21 protein-coding genes are annotated in these 23,150 nt (G+C 66.7%); 12 read left to right on the forward strand and 9 right to left on the reverse strand.

Annotated elements, in window-relative coordinates; genetic code table 11:
- The first annotated feature begins 89 nt into the window (after nucleotides 1-89).
- Genes BLQ70_RS20310 through BLQ70_RS20325 form a run of 4 tightly spaced genes read left to right on the forward strand, consistent with a single transcriptional unit; the run spans nucleotide 90 to nucleotide 4,242 of the window.
- Nucleotides 90-881 carry a FadR/GntR family transcriptional regulator gene (locus tag BLQ70_RS20310; RefSeq protein WP_061966190.1) on the forward strand — a complete coding sequence of 264 codons (792 nt, stop codon included), beginning with the start codon at nucleotides 90-92 and terminating at the stop codon, nucleotides 879-881.
- Nucleotides 853-2,148, forward strand: coding sequence for an ABC transporter substrate-binding protein (locus BLQ70_RS20315; protein ID WP_091860523.1), 1,296 nt, complete (start codon nucleotides 853-855; stop codon nucleotides 2,146-2,148). The genes BLQ70_RS20310 and BLQ70_RS20315 overlap by 29 nt, the downstream gene beginning before the upstream one ends.
- A 52-nt stretch (nucleotides 2,149-2,200) precedes the next feature.
- Nucleotides 2,201-3,490: an ABC transporter substrate-binding protein gene (locus tag BLQ70_RS20320; protein ID WP_091860526.1), complete on the forward strand. Its 1,290-nt coding sequence runs from the start codon at nucleotides 2,201-2,203 to the stop codon at nucleotides 3,488-3,490.
- Nucleotides 3,490-4,242: an SDR family NAD(P)-dependent oxidoreductase gene (locus BLQ70_RS20325; protein ID WP_091860529.1), complete on the forward strand. Its 753-nt coding sequence runs from the start codon at nucleotides 3,490-3,492 to the stop codon at nucleotides 4,240-4,242. The genes BLQ70_RS20320 and BLQ70_RS20325 overlap by 1 nt, the downstream gene beginning before the upstream one ends.
- 6 nt (nucleotides 4,243-4,248) lie before the next feature.
- Here the strand turns inward: BLQ70_RS20325 and BLQ70_RS20330 are convergent, their stop codons facing one another.
- The 4 genes from BLQ70_RS20330 to BLQ70_RS26040 form a co-directional block, all read right to left on the reverse strand.
- Complete coding sequence (locus tag BLQ70_RS20330) at nucleotides 4,249-4,998, reverse strand: SDR family NAD(P)-dependent oxidoreductase (RefSeq protein ID WP_091860532.1); 750 nt, start codon at nucleotides 4,996-4,998, stop codon at nucleotides 4,249-4,251.
- A 112-nt stretch (nucleotides 4,999-5,110) separates the two neighbouring features.
- Nucleotides 5,111-6,820, reverse strand: a complete 1,710-nt coding sequence (locus BLQ70_RS20335; protein WP_091860535.1) for an SUMF1/EgtB/PvdO family nonheme iron enzyme — start codon at nucleotides 6,818-6,820, stop codon at nucleotides 5,111-5,113.
- 20 nt (nucleotides 6,821-6,840) lie between these two features.
- Complete coding sequence (locus tag BLQ70_RS20340) at nucleotides 6,841-7,284, reverse strand: DUF4399 domain-containing protein (protein ID WP_091860538.1); 444 nt, start codon at nucleotides 7,282-7,284, stop codon at nucleotides 6,841-6,843.
- Entirely contained in the window at nucleotides 7,284-8,540 is a 1,257-nt protein-coding gene (locus BLQ70_RS26040) for a DUF4399 domain-containing protein (protein ID WP_091860541.1), read from the reverse strand. Before BLQ70_RS26040 ends, BLQ70_RS20340 begins: the two co-directional genes overlap by 1 nt.
- A gap of 167 nt (nucleotides 8,541-8,707) precedes the next feature.
- On the opposite strand from BLQ70_RS26040, the gene BLQ70_RS20350 reads away from it, so the two are divergent.
- The 7 genes from BLQ70_RS20350 (at nucleotide 8,708) to BLQ70_RS20380 (ending at nucleotide 16,710) form a co-directional block, all read left to right on the forward strand.
- A complete protein-coding gene (locus tag BLQ70_RS20350) occupies nucleotides 8,708-10,153 on the forward strand; it encodes a caspase family protein (RefSeq protein WP_091860544.1) in 1,446 nt (481 codons plus the stop codon).
- Nucleotides 10,154-10,203: 50 nt separating this feature from the next.
- Nucleotides 10,204-11,385, forward strand: coding sequence for an OmpA family protein (locus tag BLQ70_RS20355; protein WP_244512108.1), 1,182 nt, complete (start codon nucleotides 10,204-10,206; stop codon nucleotides 11,383-11,385).
- A gap of 230 nt (nucleotides 11,386-11,615) precedes the next feature.
- Complete coding sequence (locus BLQ70_RS20360; protein ID WP_091860548.1) at nucleotides 11,616-12,392, forward strand: transporter substrate-binding domain-containing protein; 777 nt, start codon at nucleotides 11,616-11,618, stop codon at nucleotides 12,390-12,392.
- A 155-nt stretch (nucleotides 12,393-12,547) separates the two neighbouring features.
- On the forward strand, nucleotides 12,548-13,258 hold the full coding sequence (locus BLQ70_RS20365; RefSeq protein WP_091860551.1) for a GntR family transcriptional regulator: 711 nt from the start codon (nucleotides 12,548-12,550) through the stop codon (nucleotides 13,256-13,258).
- Between the two features lie 117 nt (nucleotides 13,259-13,375).
- Nucleotides 13,376-14,335: a dihydrodipicolinate synthase family protein gene (locus tag BLQ70_RS20370; RefSeq protein WP_091860554.1), complete on the forward strand. Its 960-nt coding sequence runs from the start codon at nucleotides 13,376-13,378 to the stop codon at nucleotides 14,333-14,335.
- A 121-nt stretch (nucleotides 14,336-14,456) separates the two neighbouring features.
- Nucleotides 14,457-15,698 carry an NAD(P)/FAD-dependent oxidoreductase gene (locus BLQ70_RS20375; protein WP_091860557.1) on the forward strand — a complete coding sequence of 414 codons (1,242 nt, stop codon included), beginning with the start codon at nucleotides 14,457-14,459 and terminating at the stop codon, nucleotides 15,696-15,698.
- Nucleotides 15,699-15,708: 10 nt separating this feature from the next.
- Nucleotides 15,709-16,710, forward strand: coding sequence for a 4-hydroxyproline epimerase (locus BLQ70_RS20380; RefSeq protein ID WP_091860560.1), 1,002 nt, complete (start codon nucleotides 15,709-15,711; stop codon nucleotides 16,708-16,710).
- Between the two features lie 7 nt (nucleotides 16,711-16,717).
- Here the strand turns inward: BLQ70_RS20380 and BLQ70_RS20385 are convergent, their stop codons facing one another.
- From BLQ70_RS20385 to cyoA, 5 genes are read right to left on the reverse strand one after another with little or no spacing between them, the layout of a single operon-like run.
- Nucleotides 16,718-17,464, reverse strand: a complete 747-nt coding sequence (locus BLQ70_RS20385; RefSeq protein ID WP_091860563.1) for an SURF1 family protein — start codon at nucleotides 17,462-17,464, stop codon at nucleotides 16,718-16,720.
- A 10-nt stretch (nucleotides 17,465-17,474) separates the two neighbouring features.
- A complete protein-coding gene (gene cyoD, locus BLQ70_RS20390) occupies nucleotides 17,475-17,846 on the reverse strand; it encodes a cytochrome o ubiquinol oxidase subunit IV (RefSeq protein ID WP_091860565.1) in 372 nt (123 codons plus the stop codon).
- Nucleotides 17,843-18,475, reverse strand: coding sequence for a cytochrome o ubiquinol oxidase subunit III (gene cyoC, locus BLQ70_RS20395; protein WP_061966279.1), 633 nt, complete (start codon nucleotides 18,473-18,475; stop codon nucleotides 17,843-17,845). Before cyoC ends, cyoD begins: the two co-directional genes overlap by 4 nt.
- Nucleotides 18,476-18,484: 9 nt before the next feature.
- On the reverse strand, nucleotides 18,485-20,485 hold the full coding sequence (gene cyoB, locus BLQ70_RS20400) for a cytochrome o ubiquinol oxidase subunit I (protein WP_091860568.1): 2,001 nt from the start codon (nucleotides 20,483-20,485) through the stop codon (nucleotides 18,485-18,487).
- An 11-nt stretch (nucleotides 20,486-20,496) separates the two neighbouring features.
- The gene (cyoA, locus tag BLQ70_RS20405) at nucleotides 20,497-21,579 is read right to left on the reverse strand and encodes a ubiquinol oxidase subunit II (protein ID WP_091860802.1); all 1,083 of its coding nucleotides are present in this window, start codon (nucleotides 21,577-21,579) and stop codon (nucleotides 20,497-20,499) included.
- A gap of 183 nt (nucleotides 21,580-21,762) precedes the next feature.
- Here cyoA and BLQ70_RS20410 point away from each other — a divergent pair, with 183 nt between their 5' ends.
- Nucleotides 21,763-23,088, forward strand: coding sequence for an MFS transporter (locus BLQ70_RS20410; protein ID WP_091860571.1), 1,326 nt, complete (start codon nucleotides 21,763-21,765; stop codon nucleotides 23,086-23,088).
- Nucleotides 23,089-23,150: the final 62 nt, after the last annotated feature.

Below are 23,150 nucleotides of genomic sequence, written 5' to 3' on the forward strand. Positions count from 1 at the left end.
GCGTGGCTGAACGACACTTGCTTATCTGATAGGTTGAACAGTTGCCAAGGAACGCGGCATCTGTCAATGATCCCCGCCGGAGGAAATTGATGAGCGATATCGCCCGTTCCGTGCTGGATGCCGACGACCCGTTCGCGGGCGGCGATGTCGTGCCGATGCGCCTCGGCGATGCCGTGATCCAGCGCATCACGCAGGCGATCCATGAGGGCCGTTTGAAGCCGGGCGATTTCCTGCCGTCGGAAGCGCGCATCGCCGCCTCCTTCGGCGTCAGCAAGCCGATCGCGCGCGAGGCCATCCGCCAGCTCGCGGCCATGGGCGTCGTCCATATCCAGCAGGGCAAGCCGACGCGGGTGCAGGCACTCGATGCCGCGCCGCTCGACCGGTTCTATCGTTTCGCCGTGCGCGGCCGTCCCAACGGCCTGACCGAAGCCGTCGAACTGCGCCGCATCCTGGAGCCGCCGATCGCGGCGCATAGCGCCGAACGGCGTACGGACGAGGATATCGAGAAGCTCGATCTCATCCTCGCCCGGATGGAGGATGCGCTGGGCCACGTGCCGCTCTGGATCGAGGCCGATCTCGATTTCCACGAAGCGGTCGCAGCCTCCTCTGGCAACCGCCTGCTCGATTTCCAGCTCCGCGGCCTGCGCCCCGTCATCCGCGAGGTGATGGAGATTTTCAACTCGCGCGAGGCACGCGGTCCCGAGGACTGGCAGCGCACGTTCAAGCGCCATGTCCTTGTCGTGGACGCCATCCGCGCGGGCGATGCCGCCGCGGCTTCCGCCGCCATGAACAAGCATTTCGAAGCGGCAGAAGCCGCCATCGCGGAACTCGCGAGCCATAGGGAGGATCATCATGAGTCAAGGGGCGACACTCGACCGTAGGCAGTTCGGCGCCGGTATCCTCGGACTGAGCTTCGCCGGGCTGGGCCACACGGCGCAGGCGCAGAGCGGGCCTTTCAACGTCTTCACCCATCGCGTCATGCAGACGGTCGCGACCGGCGCGCAGGGCGGCGACATCACCAAGGACTGGGCGCAGAAGAACGGCGTCACCGTCCAGTGGACGACGTTCGACACCGGGCCGCTGCAGGAGCGCCTGTTCCGCGAGGCGAGCCTCGGCGAGACCTCCGTCGATGTCGGTTTCGTCGTCAACACGCAGGTCGTGCCGCGCGCTGCGACCCTGTTCGAGCCGCTCGACGACTATCTGAAGAAGGACCCGGTCGAGGACATCGCCGACATCTTCCCCGGTCTGATCGAGGGCATGAAGGTCGGTGGCAAGCAGCTCGCGATCCCGTTCCGCCATGCCTCCTCCGGCCTGCACTACAACGAGGAGATCCTGGCCGAGAAGGGCTTCTCCAAGCCGCCCGCGACGATCGAGGAGATGATCGAGATCGCCAAGGCCTGCAGCTATCGCCGCGCCGATGGCACGCAGGTCGTCGGGTTGTGCACACCGGGCGCGACCTATCCCAACGTGATCGATCTCGCCCGCGCCTGGGACGGCGATTTCATCACGCCGGACTTCAAATGCGTCGCCGACCAGCCGCCAATGCTGAACGCGATCCGCACCTTGCGCGAGCTTTTCCAGGCCAATGCCTTCCCGCGCAATTTCGCGACGCTCTCGCCCGAAGACGTCAATGTCTGGATGCAGCAGGGCCGCGCCGCGATGAGCCTGCAGAGCATGGGCCGCAACCGCATCTACAACGACCCGCAGAAATCGAAATTCCCCGGCAAGATCAAGACGATCGCGGTGCCCGCCTCGAAGACGCTCGCCGGCAAATACGCTGCAGCCCCGGCCAAGGTCGAGTTCTGGGGCATGGTCATCCCGAAGAACGCCAAGCGCAAGGACCTCGCCTGGAGCTTCATCAAGGCGATGACCTCCAAGGAAGCGACGCTGAAGGCCGCGCTCAACGGCAACGGCCCGGTCCGCGCCTCGACCTATGCCGATCAGGGCTTCGCCGGGTCCGTGCCTTACGCCGCCGAGGAATTGAAGGTGCTCAAGGTCGCGCGCGTCCCGATGCCAGCCTTCGACGAGGCCGCCCGTGCCGGCGATCTGTTCAAGGAAGAAGCCGAAGCCGCCGTGCTCGGCATGAAGACGCCGGAAGAGGCGATGGCCTCGCTGGTCAAGCGCGTACAGCCGCTGCTGCCGGCCTGACGATCGAGAAAGCGGCGCATCACGCCCGAAAACGAGCACCGGAGGACAATCGATGACATCCCGCATCTCGCGCCGCCGGTTCGGTGCACTCGCCGGCGCCGCAGCCGCCGCGGCGCTTCTCCCGCGCGCCGCCTTCGCCCAGGCGAAGACGCTGACCGCGCTCGGTCACCGCGTCCACCAGAATGCCGCGACGACCGGTCCCGGCGGCGACGCCACCGAAGCCTTCCGCAAGGCGAACGACGCCAATGTGAACTGGGTCACATTCGGCGATGTCAACGCGGTTCATGAGCGGCTGCTGCGCGAGGCCTCACTCTCGGAGACCTCCATCGATGTCGCCTATCTCGTCAATGGCCGCGCGGTGCCGCGCAATCTCCAGCTCTTCGAGCCGCTCGACGCGCTGATGAAGCAGGCGCCGATCGAGGCCTTCGACGATTTCGCGCCGGGCCTGCTCGCCCCGCTCAAGGTCGGCGATGCGCTGCACGGCATCCCGGTGCGCCACGCGACCAACGCGCTGATCTACAACGAAGCCCTGCTGGAGGAGCGCGGCGTCACCAAGTTGCCGACGACATTCGAGGAGCTGGCGGAACTCGCCCGCAAGCTCACCTTCAAGCGCGAGGATGGCACGCAGGTCTACGGCCTCGCCTTCACCGCCGTCTTCGCCTCGAACTTCCTGACGCTCGCCCGCTGCCTCGGCGGCGACTACATGACGACCGACGGCAAGATCGCCGCGGCCGAGCCGCCGATGGTGAAGACGCTCACCCTGCTCGCCGATTTCTACAAGGCCGGCGTGCTGCCGCGGAATTTCGCGACGGTGAACAACGAGGAGATCACCACCTGGATGCAGCAAGGCCGGGCGGCGATGACGATCAACCCCTTCGCCAGGCTGGTGACCTATAACGACCCGTCCAAGGGCAAATACGGTGGCAAGTTCAAGTCGCTGCTGCCACCGATGGCGGCCGATCTCGTGGGTAAGGTCGCCTTCGCCCCGACCACCGAGTTCTGGGCGCTGATGATCCCGAAGAACGCCAGGCAGAAGCCGCTGAGCTGGGAGTTCATCCGCGCGCTGTCCTCGAAGACCGGCACGACCGCCATGGCGCTGAACGGCAACGGCCCGGTGCGCATCTCGACCTATGCCGACGAGAAGCTGAAGGCGGCGATGCCCTATGCCGCCGACGAGGCGGCGGCGCTCAAGGCTTCGCGCATCCATCTGCCGGCCTTCGACGAGCAGGCCCGCGCCCACGACATCTTCATCGAGGAAACGCAGGCCGCCGTGCTCGGCCGCAAGCCGGCGCAGCAGGCGATGGACGACGCAACCGCGCGCGTGAAACCACTGCTCGGCTGATGACAGGCCCGCTTTCGGGGCGCGTCGCGCTCGTCACCGGCGCGGCGCGCGGCATCGGGCTGGCGATCGCGACACGCCTCGCGGATGCCGGCGCGCATGCCATCATCCATGACCGGGACGCCGCCGCCGCCGACGCGGCGGTCGCCGACCTGCGGGCGCAAAACCACGCGGCCACGGCCCTGATCGCCGACCTCGCCGAGCCGAGCGCCCCCGCCGCGATGGCCGCGCAGCTCATGGCAAAGGGCACCGAGCCCGATATCCTCGTGCTCTGCGCCTCAGTCGAGATGCTGGAAAACTGGGACGCGGTCTCGGAAGCCGCGATGGCCGCCCAGACGCAGATCAATCTCCACGCCACCGTCAGGCTGTTGCAGGCTTTCCTGCCGGGGATGCTGTCGCGCGGCTTCGGCCGGGTGATCGCGATCGGCAGCGTGCAGGAAGCGCGCCCCAATCCGACGCATCTCTACTACGCCGCCACCAAGGCCGCGCAGACCAACATGATCCTGAACCTCGCCCGCACCACGCAGGCGCCGGACGTCACCTTCAATATCGTCAAGCCCGGCGCGATCCTGACCGATCGCAACCGCACCGTGCTGGCCCAGCCCGGACGGGAGCAGCAGGTCCTCGCCCGCATCCCCTTGGGCCGGATTGGCAGGCCTGAGGATTGTGCGGGCACCGTTCTGCTGCTCTGCTCGCCCGAGGGCAGCTATATCAACGGCGCCGAAATCGCGGTGGATGGCGGCTTGCGGCTCTGACCGGGCTCAGGGCCCGACGAGCTGCCCGCCATCGACGACGATGCTCTGGCCGGTGACCCAGCTCGCCTTGGCCGAAGCCAGGAAGAGCACGACCTCGGCGATCTCCTCAGGCCTGCCCATCCGCCCGAAGGGAATGTTCGCCAACGTCGCATTGTAGAGCTCGGGATTGGAGGTCTTGCGGTTTTCCCATGAGCCGCCGGGAAACTCGATCGAGCCCGGCGCGACGCAGTTCACCCGGATGCCCTTGCGCGCCAGCATCTTGGCCTGGCTGCCGGTGTAATGCATCACCGCAGCCTTGATCGCGCCATAGGGCGCCGAGCGCGCCGAGGCCCGCAGGGCCGAGATCGACGAGACGTTCACGATCGACGAACCCGGCTGGAGATGCGGAATAGCCGCATGGCTGCCGCGCACCACGGCCATCATATCGACGCTGAGCGAGGCCGCCCAGCCGTCCTCGTCATCGCTCTGGCCGAAGCCCGACGCGTTGTTGACGAGAATATCGAGCCCGCCGAGCGCCTTCACGGCCTCAGGCACATAGGCCTCGATCTGGCCGGCATCGGCGAGATCGACGGTCGCCGCATGGGCGGCGACGCCCAGCGCCGCGATCTCCTGGCGCGTCGCTTCAAGCGGCCCGGCGCTGCGTGCGCAGATCGAGACCGCCGCCCCGCCCGCGGCGAAGCCGAGCGCGATCGAACGGCCGATGCCGCGGCTGCCGCCCATCACGATCACGCGCTTGCCGGTGAATTCCTTGGCCATGCGGGCCTCCCCTTCCTGATTGATTCCCGGTCTGTATTGCCGGCGGAAAGGCACGCGCTTCAAGGCAGGCGGCACGCATGCCGCCCCTGCAATTCAGGGAGGAGTGATTGGTCTATCGGTCCCGCGCGACGCGAAAACCATTGGTGTAGAAGCGCACGTCGGCTTCGTATTTGAAGCGCGCGGCGGAGCGCAGATAGCGCGGGTCGTTGTTGAACGAGCCTCCGCGCAACACCCGCTCGCGGCACCCCCCGACCGTATAGGCGCTGCCGTCGCGGGGCGCGCTGCGATAATTCTCGCTCCAGCAATCGGCGACCCATTCGGCGGCATTGCCGGCCATGTCGTAGAGACCGAAGGCATTGGCGGGGAACTGGCCGGCCGCAACGGCGATGCCGCGCTTCTGGTCGTTGCAGCCGAGGCAGTTCGCGCGGTCCTTCACCAGGGCCTGGCCCCAGGGATAGGTCGTCGTGGTACCGGCGCGCGCGGCGTATTCCCATTCGCCCTCGGTCGGCAGGCGATAGGGTTTTCCGCTCCGGGCCGAGAGCCAGGCGAGATAGGCATTGGCATCGTTCCAGTGGATATCGGTGACCGGTCGCTTGCCGCGGCCGAGCCCGCGATCGTCAGGCCGGTAGTTGCAGCCGCCCTGGTCGATGCAGAGATCCCATTCCTCGAACGTCACCTCCCGCACCCCGAGCAGGAAGCCGCGGATAGTCACCGGATGCACCGGCTTCTCGAATTCGTAGAGATCGTTTGAACCCATCTGGAAGCTGCCTGCGGGGATCGCGACCAGTTCGGGACAGCCCGCGCAATCGCGCTGCGGTGCGCCGGCGACCGGCTGGGAAGCGGCTGGCGGCGTCGCCACTGCAGCAACGGCGGCAGGGGCAGCAGGCGCAGTCGGGCCGGCCCGATATTCCTGCTCGCGCGTGCGGGCGAGCGAGGCGAACCGCCCGTTCGGATAGGCATCGAGATAGGCACGGTACTCGGCGGCGCTGCGGCTGTTGCGGATCGATTCCCAGAAGGCGAGATCATAGGCCGAGTCCTGGGTCGCGCCCGGTGTCTGGGGCGGCGGAATGACGGCGCGGCTGCCCTGCGCGACGGCGACCGGCCGGGTGACCGGCGTGACCACGAGCCCTTTGGATGGCTCCGCCGAGAGCCAGACCTGCTGGCTTCGCCGGGTTTCGCGCGAAACCGTGTCCCGCACCTGCTTCAGCGCCTGCGTCATGTCCAGCCCCGGCGTCCGGATCGCCTTCAGCCAGGCGGCGACCGCGCGGTCGGGGCCGCCCGGCAGCGTCTTGCCCGGCGCCGTCGGGAACAGCACGGCGATACCTTCCATCGGCTCCAACGGCAGGAGCCCCTTCGTCTTGCCCTGCCAGGGATTGTCGCGGCCGGCATTCAGAAACACCAGGGCGCTCGCCGGCCGGGCGACGATCAGCGGATCGATGATCTCGTCGAGATCGACCGCCCCCTCAGTGCCGTTCTGCGTCGAGACCAGGAAATTGCGGTTCCGCTGCTGGATCGCGTGGCCGCTGTAGAAGACGACGACCTGCGCGCCGCGCCGGAGCTTGCTGGCAAAGCCGGCGATCGCCTGCCGCAAGGCGTTGCGGTCGGCATTCTCGACGGCGACGACATCGAAGCCGCCGGCGCTCAAGGTCTCGGCGACGGCGCGGCCTTGCTGGGCGGTGCCGGCGATCGGCGCCTCCGGATAGGCTTCGTTGGCAATGACGAGGGCGACACGCGCAGGCTCGCCCGGCTGCTGGGCAAAGCCGGGCAGACCCGACAATCCCTGCAGCACGATCGCAGTGGCCAGAACGCGCAACCAAGCCATCGGCAGACGATATCCTTCAGCTAGCGGACATTGACCGTGATCTTCGGCGACATCACGGGCGGATTATGCGGCGTATGATTGTAGTCGCCGAGCAGCAATTGCAGCGTGTGCCGGCCCTTGGGCAGCGTCACCATCACTTCCGTCTGCCCGTTGCCGAGATGGATGTTGTTGTAGTCGGACGGGATCGGCTGGTCCGGCGGGCCGGGATCGGTATCGATCAGCAGATGATGATGCCCGGTTCGGGCGTGATTGACGCCTGCCGGCGCGACACCCATGCCGCGCAGGCCGATCCGCACCGTGAAGCGCTCGGGAACGCTCAAGCCATCGATCGGATAGTGGAAATAGACTTGCGCGCCCGGCGGAGCCGGCTGGCGCGTGGCGGTCTGCGCCGCGACTTCTGAAACGAGCCCCTGCCAGGCCATCAGCGCAACGAGGCCGACGGCTGCGATGCGGATTCCCGACATCACCTGCGCCTCCTCGCGTTCGGGCCGCCCGGTATCACGGTCACCGTGATGCGCTCCGAGATCACAGGCGGGTCGTGCGGCAGATGGTTCTCGTCGGCGAGCAGGAGCTGCAGCGTGTGCCGCCCGTTCGGCAGCGTCAGCTTGTATTCGGTCTGGCCGCCGCCGAGATGGATATGGTTGAGATCGGCCGGGATCGGCTCGTCGAACGAGGGCGGCCCGGCGTCGACCAGCAGATGGTGATGGCCGGTATTCGGCTTGGCGACGCCGGCCGGCGCCACGCCCATGTTGCGCAGGCCGAAGCGGATCGTCGAGGTCGGATAGATCCGGTCGCCATCCCTGGGATAGACGAAATAGACCGCGGCATCGTTGGGCGACGCCGTGCGGGCGCGGCCGGGGCCATGGGCATGCGGCGGTGGAGGCGCAGCGACCGAAGCCTGCGCGTCGCCGACGACGCGGACCCGGATGCGCGGGGACACCACCGGCGGATCATGTGGCACATGCTCGTGATCGCCCATCAGCAATTGCAGCGTGTGTTCGCCGGGCGGCAGCGAGAGTTCGACCTCGGTTTGCCCGCGCCCGAAATGCAGATGGTTGAAGTCGCTGGGAACCTCGCGGTCGAGCGCCGGCAGCTCGGTATCGACGAGGAGATGATGGTGGCCGCCGTTCGCGCTGGTGGTTCCGGCCGGCGTCACCGATATGCCTTCCGCCCCGAAACGGATCTTGGCGCGGCTGGGGATCGTCGCGCCGTCCTGCAGATCGATGAAGAAGACACGGGCGCCGGGCGCCGCGACTGAGCGTGGTTTCTCAGGCGCCGCCGAGACCTCGACCGTGATGCGCTCCGACACCACCGGCGGATCATGCGGCACATGATTGTGGTCGGCGAAGAGCAGTTGCAGCGTGTGCTTGCCCGGCGTCAGCGCGATCTCGGCCTCGGTCTGGCCACCCCCGAAATGGATATGGTTGAAATCGCTGGGGATCGGCTGGTCGAGCGGCGGCAATTCGGTATCGATCAGCAGGTGGTGATGCCCGGCATTGCGCATCGCCTGCCCGGCCGGCACGACCTCCATGCCTGAGATCGCGAACCGCACCGTAAGCTTGGCGGGAACCTGTGCCTTGTCGGCGAGGCCGACGAAGGAAAGACGCGCCGTCGCGGGGGCCGGGCTGCGCTGCCGGGCGCGATCCTGCGCCGATGCGCCCGCGAATGGGAGCGCCACGGCCAACCCCAACAGCAGAAGCGCCGGCGCGAGGCGAAGCATCAGCGTCTTCCTTTCGCGAGAAGATAGGCCGAAGGCTATCAGCGACGATTGCAGTCTTCAAGCAAAACGCCGTCCCTTTTCGATGAGGACTATGCTTTGTTCTGGAGATGGTCGGGATCATGCATTAGCATGACGTAGAGGCTGCGAGCAGCCTCCAGGATGCACCCATGACCCTCGTCGCCAGACTCTGCGGCCTGCTCCTCATGCTCTGGTCCGGCCTTGCCCTGGCCGAGACGCCGCCCGATCGCCGCGTGGCGCTCGTCATCGGCAATTCCAGCTATCGCAATGCGCCGGCGCTGCCAAACACCGTGAACGACGCACGCGACATGGTCACCGCCCTGCGCAAGGTCGGCTTCGAGGTGGTCGACGGCATCGATCTCGATAAGCGCGGCATGGATGCGGCGCTGACGCGCTTCGCCCGGCTGGCGCAGGATGCCGACGCCGCGATGTTCTATTTCGCCGGGCACGGCTTCCAGTTCAACGGCGAGAACTATCTCGTGCCCGTAGAGGCCAAGATCGAGGACGAGGTCGGCGTCCAGTACGAGACGACCCGGCTCAACGATGTCGTCACTGCGCTGAATTACGCAAAGGGCGTCAAGATCATGGTGCTCGACGCCTGCCGCAACAACCCGTTCGTCGGCTTGCTCGCCAAGCGGCAGGCGACCCGCGGCTTCTCCGTCGGCTCAGGCCTCGCCCCGGTCCAGCGCGCACAGGGCATGGTCATCGCCTATGCCACGCAGGCCAACGATGTCGCCGCCGACGGGGCCGGCCGCAACAGCCCCTTCACCGCCGCTTTGGTGCGTGAGATCGACCAACCCGGCCTGGAAGTGGCGGCGCTGTTCCGCCGCGTGCAGAAGAGCGTCTACGATACCACCGCCGGCAAGCAGACGCCGGAACTCTCGCTCTCCCTGCTCGGCGATTTCTACCTCAACCGCGAGGAGACCGATGCCGATGTCTGGCGCCGGATCCGCGCCAGCGACGACACCACCGCCTTGCAGGCCTTCATCCAGCGCTATCCGCAGAGTTTCTTCGTCATCGACGCGCGTACGCGGCTCGATCTGCTCGAACGCCGCTCCTTGGTCTCGAGCGATCGTGAGAAACTCATACGCGAATTCGCCGAGCGCGAACGCGCCCTGCTCCAGCGCCTCGAACGGGCGGAACAGGGGCGCCGGCAGGCCGCCGACGATCTCGCCCGCAAGGATATCGGCGACGCGGTCGGCGCCTCGCCGCCCGTGTCGGCTCCGGGCTCCGCGCCTGTCGCCATCGCCCCTGCCCCGCCCGCGTCGCGCACGCAGGACAAGGCGGAGCGCGCGCGCCTCGCCGACGAACTCGCCCGCCGGGAAGCGGAGCTCGCTGCGATCGAGACGGAAAAGCAGCGCCTCGCCGAGGAACGCAGAAATGTCGAGCAGGCCATGGCGGCCCGGCTCGGTGTATCCGGCTCGCTGTCGCCGAACCGATCGACGCAGCCCATCGCCCTGCCGGGTGCCGCACTGCGCCCATCGGACGCCGCACCGCGCGGGCGAGCCTCCGGCGAATGCGCCGAACTCTTGATGCGCGCGCAGCTTGGCGATCTCACGCCGGCAGGACGCGAACAATTGCGGCAATGCCGCTGATGCAGGGTGGCCGTGGCGGGAAAGCCCGGCCGAAGCCGGAGAGGTGAGGCATGGCAGACTTTGTCCGCTTCAAGACCGTCATGATCGCCCTGGCTTTACTGGGGGGCACCATATCGGCCGGCGCCCAGACCGCGCCGCCACCGCCAACCCCCACGCCCTTCGCCGAGGCGCTGCGCAAGGCGGCCGACGATCTCTTCACCAAGGCGGCCGTCTCCGGCGACAGGATCGAGCTGGTGATCGACCCGCTGATCGACGCGGCCTCGGGCGCGCAATCGACCGCGACGCGCTCGATGCAGGCGACCCTGATGGAGCTCGTGCGGACGAACTACCCGCGTTTCACCGTCCTGCCCTTCGACAGCGAAGCCCTGGCAAGCAAGCCGGTGGTGCTGGTCGGCACCTTCACCGCCGTGAACAACCAGGGCGTGGCGGACGGCCCGCGCGACGCCTACCGGATCTGCCTGACGCTGGCCGATCTCAAATCCAACAGCATCGTCTCCAAGGGCGTCACGCGCGCCCGCACCGAAGGCGTCGATACGACGCCGACGCCCTATTACCGAGACTCGCCGCTCTGGGCGAAGGATCAGGCGACGGACGCCTATATCAAGACCTGCCAGGGCACGAAGCTCGGGGACCCGATCGATCCCGGCTATGTCGAGAAGCTCACCGCCAATGCGCTGATCAATGACGGCATCCTCGCCTATGAGACCCAGCATTTCCGCGAGGCGCTCGCCTTCTACCGGACGGCGCGCAGGCTGCCGGGCGGCGAGCAGCACCGCGTCAGGATCGGGACCTATCTCGCCGCCAGCAAGCTCGCCCGGCGCGAGGATATGGTCGATGCCTTCGGCGACCTGATCGATTATGGCCTCGGCACGGACCGATTGATGGTGAAGCTGCTGTTCAAGCCCGGCACGACGCAGTTCATCGACGATCGCCAGATCACCGAGCCCTATCCGATGTGGCTGAGCCAGATCGCGACGCGCTCGCGCCAGAAGGGCGCCTGCCTGGAGATCGTCGGCCATACCTCGCATACCGGCCTGCCGCAGGTGAACGACCGGCTCTCGGCGCTCAGGGCACAGTTCGTCATGGACCTGCTGCTGACCGGCGCGCCCGACAATCGCGGCCGCATGATCGCGACCGGCCGCGGCTTCAAGGAAAACCTCGTCGGGACCGGCAAGGACGACGCCAGCGACGCGCTCGACCGCCGCGTCGAGTTCAAGGTGATCGGCTGCTGACGCGGAGCGCGACGGCACTGCCCCCTTTCGATTCGGCGGGGGGGGGGCGCTGTTGCGGTGGCGCGCGGAAAAGCGGAAGCTGCACGCCCTCGCGCAAGCTTTTCTGCGATCGACAAGGCTATCGACACCGTGCTGACCCACCCCACATCGCGCCCCTCCGATTTCGGCCACAAGACCGGCACGACGCGCTTCAGCGCGCCCGGCGCGCAGACCCTGCGGGCGGCCTGACGATGACCGAGGAAGCCAAGCGGATCGGCGCGATCATCGGGGCGCCACCCGAAGCTGTTCGCCAGGCGCTCTCGCGCCATGGCGTGCTGCGGGCGGGCATCAACCTGTCGAACTTCCTGCTGGTTTCCAGCCGCACGGCCGATGGCGGCCCGGCCGGCGTCTCGCCGGACATGGCGGCGATCCTGGCCGAATGCCTCGGCCTGCCGCTCCAATACGTCACCTATCCATCGCCGGGCCCGCTCGCGGATGCGGCCGAGAGCGACGCATGGGATGTCGCGCTGGTCGGGGCCGAGCCGCAGCGCGCCGCGGTCATCGACTTCACCCCTGCCTATACCGAGATCGAGGCGACCTATCTGGTGCCGGCAGGCTCGCCCCTGCAATCCGTGGCGGAGGTCGACCGGAAGGGGCGGCGCATCGCAGTCGCCGCGCGCACGGCCTATGGCCTCTGGCTCGAACGGAACATCCGCGAGGCCGAGCTCGTCACCGGAGAAGGTTTCGACGGCGCATACCAGCATTTTGTCGATCGGAAGCTCGATGCCCTCGCAGGCTTGAGGCCGAAGCTGATCGAGGACGAGAAGACGCTGCCGGGCTCGCGCATGCTCCCCGGCCGCTTCATGGCGGTCCAGCAGGCGCTGGGCACCCCCAAGGCCTCCGGCATCGCCCTCGACTATCTCAGGAGCTTCATTATCGCCGCCATCGAGAGCGGGGTCGTCGGGCGGCTGATCGCGAAGCATGGCGTCACCGGCCTCTCTGTCGCGGAGCCGCCTCCCGGCAGCTAGACCGGCAGCTCACCGGCCTTGTCGAGGTGACGCAGGTTCGCGACGCCACCCCGTTCAACCCGAATTGAGCGGAGGGCAGCCCCGGGAAAGTGCCGGGCTCCGATTGATCGATCGCCGTACAATCCGTATCCCTCTTGTCGACAAGAGGGTTTTCCATGACCGCCACCAAGACCAAGGCAATCCCCGCCCCGGAGCGCAAACGCGGCTCCGGCGTGAAATTCGTCTACGATCTGCTGCGCGATGAAATCCTCGATCTGGTCCTGCTGCCCGGCAGTCCGATCGACGAGGTCCAGCTCGCCGAGCGCTTCCAGATGTCGCGCACGCCGATCCGCGAGGCGCTGGTGCGGCTGGCCGGTGAAGGGCTGATCGACACGCTGCCAAATCGCTCGACCATGGTGGCCAATCTCGACTTCTTGAACATGGCGCCCTTCTTCGACGCGCTGACGCTGATGTACCGGGTGACGACCCAGCTTGCCGCCCAGAACCGCCGGCCGGAGGATCTGGAAGCAATCCGCGCCCGGCAGGAGGAATTCGCCGCCGCGGTGAAGGCGCAGGATGCGCTGGCGATGATCGCGACCAACGCCGCCTTCCATGCCGCGATCGCGGAAGCCGGGCGCAACCCCTATTTCAACAGCCTGTTCAGCCGCCTCCTCGACGAGGGCCGGCGCTTCCTGCGGCTCTACTACCAATCCTATGACGACCGGCTGCCGCAGCAATTCGTCGACGAGCACGAGACCATCGTGGCCGCGATCGTGGCCCGCGACACGGCTCTGGCGGAGCGCCTTGGGAAGGCTCATGCAGAACAGATCGTCAGGCAGATTCAGAAGCTCATGATCGGCGAAGACAGGCTCGACATCGCCCTTTGAGAATCTTGCGTAACTTTTGTCGACAAAGAATATGCAAAATACTATAAGGGCCTTGAGAGGAGCGCGCCGCTGGGGTGGCGGGGTCTCCGCAAGAACGGCAGCCAGAAGGAGAGCGAGATGAAGGCCCAGATTTTCTCCGGCGTGATCCCCGCGCTGATGACCCCCTGCAAGGCGGACCGCACGCCCGATTTCGATGGGCTGGTGCGGAAGGCCAAGGAGCTGGTCGCCCGCGGCATGTCCGCCGTGGTCTATTGCGGCTCGATGGGCGACTGGCCCCTGCTGACCGATACCCAGCGCATGGAAGGGGTCGAGCGTCTGGTGAAGGCCGGCATCCCGGTCATCGTCGGCACCGGCGCGGTCAACACCGCCTCGGCCGTCGCCCATGCCGCCCATGCCCAGAAGGTTGGCGCCAAGGGCCTGATGGTGATCCCGCGCGTCCTCTCGCGGGGCTCGGTCATCGCCGCCCAGAAGGCGCATTTCAAGGCGATCCTGACCGCCGCTCCGGACCTGCCCGCGGTGATCTACAACAGCCCCTATTACGGCTTCGCCACCCGCGCCGACCTGTTCTTTGCGCTGCGCGCCGAGCATCCGAACCTCGTCGGCTTCAAGGAATTCGGCGGCGCCGACGACATGCGCTATGCGGCCGAGAACATCACCAGCCGCGATGACGGCGTCTCGCTGATGATCGGCATCGACACCACCGTCGTCCATGGCTACGTCAATTGCGGCGCGACCGGCGCGATCACCGGCATCGGCAACGTCCTGCCGCAGGAAGTGCTGCATCTCTGCCAGCTCTCGGTGGCGGCGGCCGCCGGCGATGCCACGGCCCGCCGCCAGGCACAGGAACTGGAGCAGGCGCTGGCCGTGCTCTCATCCTTCGATGCGGGCCCGGACCTCGTCCTGTTCTTCAAGCACATGATGGTTCTGAAGGGCGACAAGGAATACGCCCTGCACTTCAACGAGACCGATGCGCTCAGCGAGAGCCAACGCGGCTATGCCGAGGCCCAGCTCAAGCTGTTCGACGCCTGGTATGCCGACTGGTCTAAGGCGAACGTCGCCCGCAAGCAGGCGGCCTGATCATGCGCACCGCGCGGCGGAAGCCCTTCCGCCGCGCGGTGGCCAACTCCATGCTGATATCCCCGGCCGGTCATCGGCCCGGGTCAAAACCGCAAGACGCATTCGCGAAACGCACCCGCTGATGGCCAATCCCGATGTCATCGTCATAGGCGCCGGCGTGGTCGGCCTCTCCGCCGCGATTGCGGCGCAGGGGCGCGGCCTGTCGGTCACCGTGCTGGACAAGACCGGGCCGGCGGCGGGCGCCTCGGCCGGAAATGCCGGCGCCTTTGCCTTCACCGACATCCTGCCGCTGGCTTCACCCGGCATCCTGCGCAAGGCGCCGAAATGGCTGCTCGATCCGCTCGGGCCGCTCTCGGTGCCGCCGGCCTATGCGCTCCGGATCGCCCCCTGGATGTATCGCTTCTGGCGGGCCTGCTCGCCTGATCGCGTCGCCCATTCCACCACGGCGCAGACCGCGCTGATGGACCTGTCCAAGGCGGAGCTGGAACCCTTCCTGCACGAGACCGGCACCTTCGCCATGCTGCGCAAGGACGGCAATCTGCAGGTCTATGAGAGCGAGGCTGAGCTGAAGGCCTCCCTGCCCGGCTGGCAGGCCCGTGCGGAACACGGCATCGCCTTCCGGCATCTCGACGCAGCCGGCATGGCCGAGATCCAGCCCGGCCTCGCACCACGCTTCACCCACGGCACCTTCACCCCCGGCTGGTATTCGATCGCCGACCCAAAGGGCTATACGGTCGCGCTCGCCGACCATTTTCGCGCCCGCGGCGGCACGATCGAGCGGCTGGAGGTCGAAGGCCTCGAGCCGGTTGACGGCGGCGTCACGATCCATGCCCGTGGCGGCCAGACGCGGCAGGCTAGGCAGGTCGTCTTGGCCGCCGGCGCCTTCTCCCATCGCATCGCCAAGAGCCTCGGCGAGCGCATCCCGCTCGAAACCGAGCGCGGCTACAACACAACCCTGCCGCCCAATGCCTTCGACCTGCGCACGCAGGTCACCTTCGGCGGCCATGGCTTCGTCGTCAGCCGGCTCTCGATCGGCATCCGCGTCGGCGGCGCCGTCGAGCTCGGCGGGCTCGACCTGCCCCCGAATTTCCGCCGCTCGGAGGCGATGCTGGCCAAGGCTCGCGCCTTCCTGCCCGGCCTCAAGCCCGATGACGGCGTACAATGGATGGGTTTTCGCCCGTCACTGCCCGACAGCCTGCCGGCAATCGGCCGTGCTCGCGCGACCCCGCGCGTGATCTATGCCTTCGGCCACGGCCATCTCGGCCTGACGCAATCGGCCGGCACCGCCCGCCTCGTCGCCGACCTCTTGACGGATCGGCCACCCGCCATCGACATCGCTTCCTTCTCACCGCAGCGCTTCTGAGAGTCGGACCATGGCCAGCCACACCTTCTCCTGCATCGACGGCCACACCTGCGGCAATCCGGTGCGTCTCGTCTCCGGCGGCGGCCCGCGCCTCGAAGGCAACAACATGCTGGAGAAGCGCGCCCATTTCCTGCGCGAATTCGACTGGATCCGCACCGGCCTGATGTTCGAGCCGCGCGGCCACGACATGATGTCGGGCTCGATCCTTTACCCGCCGACCCGCCCCGATTGCGACGTCGCCGTGCTCTTCATCGAGACCTCCGGCTGCCTGCCGATGTGCGGCCACGGCACCATCGGCACGATCACCATGGCCATTGAGAACGGGCTGATCACGCCGCGCGAGCCGGGCAGGCTCTCGATCGAGGCACCCGCCGGCAAGGTCGATATCAGCTACCGCCAGGAGGGCCGCTTCGTCGAGGAGGTCCGCCTGACCAACGTGCCGGGCTTCCTCCATGCCGAAGGCCTGACGGCCGAGGTCGAGGGCCTCGGCGAGATCGTCGTCGACGTCGCCTATGGCGGCAATTTCTACGCCATCGTCGAGCCGCAGAAGAATTTCCGGGACATGGCCGACCATACAGCCGGCGAACTGATCGGCTGGTCCCCGAAGCTGCGCGCGGCGCTGAACAAGAAATACGAATTCATCCACCCCGAACACCCTGAGATCCAGGGGCTCAGCCATATCCAGTGGACCGGCAAGGCGACGAAGCCGGAGGCGCATGCTCGCAACGCCGTGTTCTACGGCGACAAGGCGATCGACCGCTCGCCCTGCGGCACCGGCACCTCCGCCCGCATGGCCCAGCTCGCCGCCAAGGGCAACCTCGCGGTCGGCGACGAGTTCGTGCATGAATCGATCATCGGGTCGCTGTTCAAGGGCCGCGTCGAGGCTGCGACGACCGTCGCCAACCGCCCCGCGATCATCCCCTCCATCGCCGGCTGGGCCCGGATGACCGGCTACAACACCATCTTCATCGACGACCACGACCCCTTCGCCCACGGCTTCGTCGTCACCTGAGGCCGCTTCAGCTTGCGGACGGTTCGTCCGATCCCCGGCGGATCAGGAAGATCGCGGCCCCGGCGCTCATCAGTGCAAGGCAGAACCAGGTCAGCGCATAGACCAGATGCGTGTTGCGGAAACTGACCTGGGTCATGCCGCCCCGCGGCAACGGGCCCGGTTCGGCGGCGGCATCGGCATCGACGAAATAGGGCGCGACCGCACCCAGACCTCGCGCGGCAGCGATCGCGGCAACGTCGCGCGAATACCAGCGCCCTGTAGCGGGATCGTTATTGCGCAGGAAGCCCCCGCCGGGCTCGTTCAGGCGCAGCAGCCCCACGACCCGCGTCTCTCCGGGTTCCGCCGCGCGGCGCTCATCCACCCCGCGCCGATCCTCCGGCACGAAACCGCGATTGACCAGAACAGTGAAGCCGGCATCGCTGCGGAACGGCGCCATGACCCAGAAGCCGGGTCCGCGCCCGGTGACGGCCATGGTCAGCGTCTCCGGCGCATCGAGATAGCGGCCCTGCAGGGCGATGCGTCGGTATTCGTCGGCAGTTGCACCAACGCCGCTCCACGCATCCGGCCCCGGTGCTGTACTCGGAGCAGCATGAATCCGCGCCTCGACGCGAGCGATCAGGTCGAGCTTCCAGCTTCGGCGCTCGACCTGCCAGATGCCGAGCCCGGCGAAGACCAGCGTGAAGAGACAGAGCGCCACGGCAAAGGCGAATCGGGCAAACCCACCGCGCGTGTGCCCGCCCGCATCCACGGACATCGGCCTTGCCTTACATCCGGTGCATGTCCGGCATCATGTTGCTGTTGAGGTGGAACATCACCCAGAGCGAGCCGGCGAGCACGATCGCCACGATGACGAGGGTGAAGATCAGCCCCATCATGTTCCAGCCTCCCTCCGAGCGGCCGTTCATATGGAGGAAGTAGACCATGTGGACGACGATCTGCGCGGCCGCGAAAGCCATGATCACGATCGCCGTCAGCGTCGCATTCCCGAGGATGTCGTTCATGACCAGCCAGAACGGGATCGCGGTCAGGACGACCGAAAGCAGGAAGCCGGTGACATAGCCGCGCAGGCTGCCATGCGGGGCATGGTCGTCGCCATGGGCGCCATGCGGTTCGGCTTGGTCGTGGCTACCGCTCATTTCAGCACGCCCATCAGGTAGACGAAGGTGAAGACGCCGATCCAGATGACGTCGAGGAAGTGCCAGAACATCGAGAGGCACAAAAGGCGGCGCCGGTTGGCCTCGATCAGCCCGCGCTTCGAGACCTGCACCATCAACACGGTCAGCCAGATCAGGCCGAAGGTGACATGCAGGCCGTGCGTGCCCACCAGCGTGAAGAACGAGGACAGGAAGGCGCTGCGCATCGGCGTCGCGCCCTCGCGGATGAGATGCGCGAACTCGTAGAGCTCGATCGCCAGGAAGGCGAGGCCGAACAGCCCGGTGACGACGAGCCAGCGCTGCATCAGCGCCTGCTTGCCCTTGTCCATCGCCAGCATGGCAAAGCCATAGGTGATCGAGGAGAACAGCAGCATGGCGGTGTTGACCGCGACCAGCCTGAGATCGAACAGGTCGGCGCCGGAGGGCCCCGCCGCATAATTGCGCCCGAGCACGCCATAGGTCGCGAAGAGCACTGCGAAGATCAGGCAGTCGCTCATCAGGTAGAGCCAGAAGCCGAGCATGGTCGAGCCGCCGGAATGGGCGTGATCGTCCCCGGTGACGTAGAATGCCGGCACGCTCGCGGCTTGAGCCTGTGCTTTCGCCTTGGCCATCATCGCCCCTCAGGCCCGTCCGAGCTGTCGGCTTCGCGCGTCCTCTTCCCGCACGACATCGTCGGCGGGGATATGGAAGTCGCGGTCGTAGTTGAAGCTGTGGATGATCGCGGTCGCGACCACGCCGATAAAGGTCAGGGCTGCCAGCCACCAGATGTACCAGATCAAGGCGAATCCGCAGACCGTCGCGAGCCCGGCGATGATCACACCGGCGCCGGTGTTCCGTGGCATGTGGATCGGCTTGAAGCCGCCGAGCGGACGGCTATAGCCGCGCTTCTTCATGTCGGCCCAGGCATCGAGATCATGCACGATCGGCGTGAACGCGAAGTTGTAGGCCGGCGGCGGCGAGGAGGTCGACCATTCCAGCGTGCGCCCGTCCCACGGATCGCCGGTCACGTCGCGCAGTTGCTCACGGCGCATGATGCTGACGGCGATCTGGATGATGAAGCAGAGGATGCCCAGTGCGATCAGCACCGCGCCCATCGCCGCGACGACGAACCAGATCTGCAGCGACGGGTCCTCGAAGCGGCTGAGCCGCCGCGTCACGCCCATCAGGCCGAGCACATAGAGCGGCATGAAGGCGACGTAGAAGCCGATCACCCAGAACCAGAACGAGAGCAGGCCCCAGAACCGGTCGAGTTTGAAGCCGAAGGCCTTGGGGAACCAGTAGGCGATGCCGGCGAAGACGCCGAAGACCACGCCGCCGATGATGACGTTGTGGAAATGGGCGATCAGGAACAGGCTGTTATGCAGCACGAAATCGGCCGGCGGCACCGCCAGCATCACGCCGGTCATGCCGCCGATGACGAAGGTCAGCATGAAGGCGAGAAGCCACATCATCGGCAATTCGAAGCGGATGCGGCCGCGATACATCGTGAACAGCCAGTTGAAGATCTTCGCCCCCGTCGGGATCGAGATGATCATCGTCGTGATGCCGAAGAACGAGTTCACGCTGGCGCCCGAGCCCATCGTGAAGAAATGGTGCAGCCAGACGAGATAGGACAGGATGGTGATGACCACCGTCGCATAGACCATCGAGGCATAGCCGAAGAGGCGCTTGCCGCAGAAGGTCGAGGCCACCTCGGAATAGACCCCGAAGATCGGCAGGATCAGGATGTAGACCTCCGGGTGGCCCCAGATCCAGATCAGGTTCACGTACATCATCGGGTTGCCGCCGAGATCGTTCGTGAAGAAATTGGTGCCGACATAGCGGTCGAGCGTGAGCAGCGCGAGCGTCGCCGCCAGGATCGGGAAGGTCGCGACGATCAGGACGTTGGTGCAGAGCGCGGTCCAGGTGAAGACCGGCATCCGCATCATCTCCATGCCGGGCGCCCGCATCTTCACGATGGTCGCGATCAGGTTGACGCCGGACAATGTCGTGCCCACGCCTGCGATCTGCAGAGCCCATAGGTAGTAGTCCATGCCCACCCCGGGCGAGTAGGCGGCCCCCGAAAGCGGCGGATAGGCGAGCCAGCCGACCTTGGCGAATTCGCCGATGAACAGCGACATCATCACCAGAACGGCGCCGCTCACCGTCATCCAGAACGAGAAATTGTTGAGGAAGGGGAAGGCGACGTCGCGCGCGCCGATCTGCAGCGGCACGACATAGTTCATCAGGCCGGTGACGAAGGGCATCGCCACGAAGAAGATCATGATCACGCCATGCGCCGTGAAGATCTGGTCGTAATGATGGGGCGGCAGGTAGCCCTCGTTGCCGGCAAACGCGATCGCCTGCTGGCCGCGCATCATCAGCGCATCGGCGAAGCCGCGCAGCAGCATGATCACGCCGAGGATCATGTACATGATCCCGATCTTCTTGTGGTCCACGCTGGTGAACCACTCGTGCCAGAGATAGCCCCAGAGCTTGAGCCGAGTGACCAGCGCGACGAGCGCGAGGCCGCCGAGCGCGACCGCGGCGAAGGTCCCGATCAGGATCGGCTCGTGATAGGGGATCGCCTCGAGGGTGAAGCGCCCGAAGATCAGCTTCCACCAGTCGGGATAGGAGGTCATCGTTCCCAGCCTCAGTTGGCGACGCGCGCGGTGACGCCCGCGGTGCCGTAGACATCGGTCGGCGTGCAGATCGCCGTCACGAACGGACGCGGCGGCATCGGCTGCCCGCCCCGGCGCACGCTCTTGTCGTATTCGAGCTGCGCGACGATATGGATGCCCTCCTTGCCACCGCCGCCCTTGGCGTCCAGCGCCATCATGTCGCGCGTGCACATCTTCGCCCGGTCGACGCACATGTTGAGGATGGCGCTGAAGAGATCGGACGGGATGTCTCGGAAATAGCGGACCGCCTCGCGCTCGCTCGGCTTCTCCAGCACGAGGTACTCCTCGCGCCCCAGCGGGCTGCCGGTGCGGATCGCGCCCTGCACCCAGTCACCGAAACCCTTGTCGTCGACGCCGCGGAAGCGGAAGCGCATGTCGGAGAAGCCGGCGCCGCTATAGTTGGCCGAGAAGCCCTCGAACTCGCCGGCATGGTTGATCACGGCGTTGAGCTTCGTCTGCATGCCCGGCATCGCGTAGATCTGGCCGGCCAGCGCGGGAATGAAGAGCGAGTTCATCACCGAGGACGAGGTGATGCGGAACTCGATCGGCTGGTCGACCGGCGCCACCACCTCGTTGAGCGAGGCGATGCCTTGCGCCGGGTAGAGGAACAGCCATTTCCAGTCGAGCGCGACGACCTCGATGACGAGCGGCTCCTTGCGGGCCCCGTTTCCGCCGGCCTTCGCCTCGACTGCCGGCTTGCCGGCGCTGATGCGGTCGAGCGGGCGATAGGGGTCGAGCAGATGCGTGCCCATCCAGGTCATGGCGCCGATGACGATGATGATCAGCAGTGGCACCGACCAGATCACCACCTCCAGCGGCAGCGAATGGTTCCAGTCCGGATCGTAGCTGGCCTTGGCCGAGGCGCGGTAGCGCCAGGCGAAGAAGATCGTCAGCGCCATCACCGGCACGATGATCAGCAACATCAGCCCGGTCGAGGCGAGCAACAGGTTGCGTTGCTGCAACGCAACATCGCCGGACGGGCCGAGCAGCACCATCTGGCAGCCGCCGAGCAGCGCGAAGAGCGGCAGGACCGCTAAAAAACGAAAGATCCGCAAGAGACTCGAGACCTCCCTCATCCGGGACTGCCGTTCTCTATTCCCATTCTTTCGCACCGCACATAAGACAATCTGTCTCATTGCGATGGTTTGACGGGTGGCTTCTATCCACCGTATCCATTTGTACGAGGTGCGGGCAAGTCCGGTTCGGCCGGCTCGCCTCCCAACGAGGAATTCGCGGTCATGAGCGCTGACGCGGCGAACCATTCAACGAGACATCCGGCGGACGAGCATGGCCGCGACCACGTGTCGCCGGCCGATATCGCGCTCGGCGTCATCATCGGCCGGACCTCGGAATATTTCGATTTCTTCGTCTTCGGCCTCGGCTGCGTGCTGGTTTTCCCCGAGCTGGTCTTCCCCTTCGCCGACCGCCTGACAGGCACGATCTATTCCTTCGGCATCTTCGCGCTGGCTTTCGTCACCCGCCCGATCGGCTCGGTGCTGTTCTTCGCCATCGACCGCCGTTACGGCCGCGCGACCAAGCTTACCGCCGCCCTCTTCCTGCTCGGCGGCTCGACGGCGGGCGTCGCCTTCCTGCCAGGCTATGCGACGCTCGGCATCTGGTCGATCGTCATCCTCGCGGGCTTCCGCCTGCTGCAGGGCATCGCGCTCGGCGGCGCCTGGGACGGGCTGTCCTCCCTGCTTGCGCTCAATGCCCCGCCCAACCGCCGTGGCTGGTATGCGATGCTGCCGCAGCTCGGAGCGCCCTTCGGCTTCATTCTCGCGGCCGGGCTCTTCGCCTATTTCGAGGGTGCGCTCTCGAAGCAGGATTTCCTCGGCTGGGGCTGGCGCTATCCCTTCTTCGTCGCGCTGACGATCAACGTCGTCGCGCTCTTCGCCCGGCTGCGCATGGTCGCGACCCAGGAATTCGCCCAGCTGATGCAAACCCGTGAGCTGATGCCGGTCCCGGTGTTCGAGCTCATCCGCGTCCACGGCCGCACGCTCATCCTCGGCGCCTTCGTGCCGCTGGCGAGCTTCGCGCTCTTCCACCTCGTCACCATCTTCCCGGTGAGCTGGATCAATCTCTTCACCGACCGCTCGGTTTCCGAGTTCCTGCTGGTACAGGCCGCCGGCGGCGTGGTCGGCGCAGGCGCGATCGTCACCTCCGGCCTGATCGCTGACCAGATCGGGCGCCGCAACACGCTGCTGCTCTCGGGCGGGATGATCGCGCTGTTCAGCCTGTCGAGCATCGTCGCGCCCCTGCTCTTCGGCGACAGCCTTGCCGGCCAGACGATCTACGTGATCATCGGCTTCGGCCTGCTCGGCCTCGCCTATGGCCAGACCGCCGGCGCGGTCGCTTCCAGCTTCAAGGCGCAATACCGCTATACCGGCGCGGCCCTGACCTCCGACTTCGCCTGGCTGATCGGCGCCGGCTTCGCCCCGCTGGTCGCGCTGACGCTGTCGAGCAGCTTCGGCCTCGCCTGGGTCGGCCTCTACCTGCTCTCCGGCGCGCTCTGCACGCTGGCGGCCCTGTGGATCGACCGGCGGCTGGAAGGGCGCTACGGCTGAGGCACTCTCCATCCCGGCCCTGCCCGGACAGGAAGCGGTGGCGCCGCGTCATCCGCCTCGAC

This window comes from Allobosea robiniae (assembly GCF_900102525.1).
Classification (GTDB): domain Bacteria; phylum Pseudomonadota; class Alphaproteobacteria; order Rhizobiales; family Beijerinckiaceae; genus Allobosea; species Allobosea robiniae.